Consider the following 1,317-nt stretch of genomic DNA (forward strand, 5'->3'; position numbering starts at 1 on the left):
TGTCCCGCACCGGGTTTGATGGAGACATCGAAACCTGGGAGGAACACCACCGATGCCCGCACCGAAGAAGTACAACGATGAGCTGCGTGAGCGTGCGACCCGGTTGGCGGTCGAGGCTCGCCGGGATCCGGCGTCGGCGGTCGGAGCGATCCGTCGGATCGCTGGTCAGCTCGGGGTTCATCCGGAGGCGTTGCGCACGTGGGTGAAGAAGGCTGAGACCGACGCTGGTGACCGGCCGGGCACCACCAGCAGCGACGCGGAACGCCTCGCCGCGTTGGAACGGGAAGTGCGTGAGCTGCGGCGGGCCAACCAGATCCTGAAGTCCGCGGCGAGTTTCTTCGCGGCGGAGCTGGACCGTCCGTCGCGATGAAGGTCGACTTCGTCGACTCCCAGAAGGCCGAACACGGTGTCCAGCCGGTCCTGCAGGCGCTCGAAGACACGCCGGCACAGATCGCACCGTCGACCTACTACGCCGCCAAGACCCGTCCCGCCAGCGCACGATCGAGGCGCGGTGAGGAGCTGACCGAGGTGATCGAGCGGATCCACGCGGCCAACTACGGGGTCTACGGCGCCCGCAAGGTCTGGCACGAGCTGCACCGCCGAGGCGTGCCGGTGGCCCGGTGCACCGTCGAGCGGCTGATGCGTGAGTCTGGGCTACGCGGGCTGCTGCGCGACAAGTCACCCCGTACGACCCGGCCCGCCGCCGAGACCAGCCGACCCTCTGACCTGGTCAAACGAGACTTCACCGCACTGCGGCCGAACCAGCTGTGGGTCGCCGACCTGACCTACGTGCGCACCAGCGTGGGCTGGGTATACGCCGCGTTCGTCCTCGACGTGTACTCCCGCATGATCGTCGGCTGGCAGGTGTCCACGTCGCTCTACACGGATCTGGCGCTCGACGCGTTGAAGATGGCGATCTGGCGCCGTCAGAACCAGGGTACTGACCTGGACGGACTCGTGCATCACTCGGACAGGGGAGTCCAGTATCGAGCGATTCGCTACAGCCAGCGGCTCGCCGAGGCCGGCGCTGTCGCCTCGGTCGGCTCAAAGGGCGACTCGTACGACAACGCGATGGCCGAGGCGTTCAACTCCCTCTACAAGGCTGAACTCGTCCGCAACCGAGGTCCGTGGCGTGGACTTGACGACCTGGAGATGGCCACCGTCGAGTACATCGACTGGTACAACAACCGCCGGCTGCACGGCGAACTCGGGCACGTCCCGCCGGCTGAGCACGAGGCGCTACACACGATGACCCACCCGGTCACCGGACCCCTGAAAACCAGCTAACCAACTCTCCATCAAACCCGGGGCTTGACA

The 1,317-nt window shown here is 66.6% G+C and carries 1 protein-coding gene; it reads left to right on the top strand.

Going from position 1 to position 1,317, the window contains the following annotated elements; all coding sequences use genetic code 11:
- Nucleotides 1–52: 52 nt before the first annotated feature.
- A protein-coding gene (locus tag KBX37_RS33880) for an IS3 family transposase (RefSeq protein ID WP_247659516.1) occupies nucleotides 53–1,287 on the top strand; the annotation gives its coding sequence in 2 pieces (ribosomal slippage) (nucleotides 53–332 and nucleotides 332–1,287; 1,236 coding nt in all).
- Nucleotides 1,288–1,317: the final 30 nt, after the last annotated feature.

Source organism: Micromonospora sp. U56 (genome assembly GCF_018070095.1).
Classification (GTDB): domain Bacteria; phylum Actinomycetota; class Actinomycetes; order Mycobacteriales; family Micromonosporaceae; genus Micromonospora; species Micromonospora purpureochromogenes.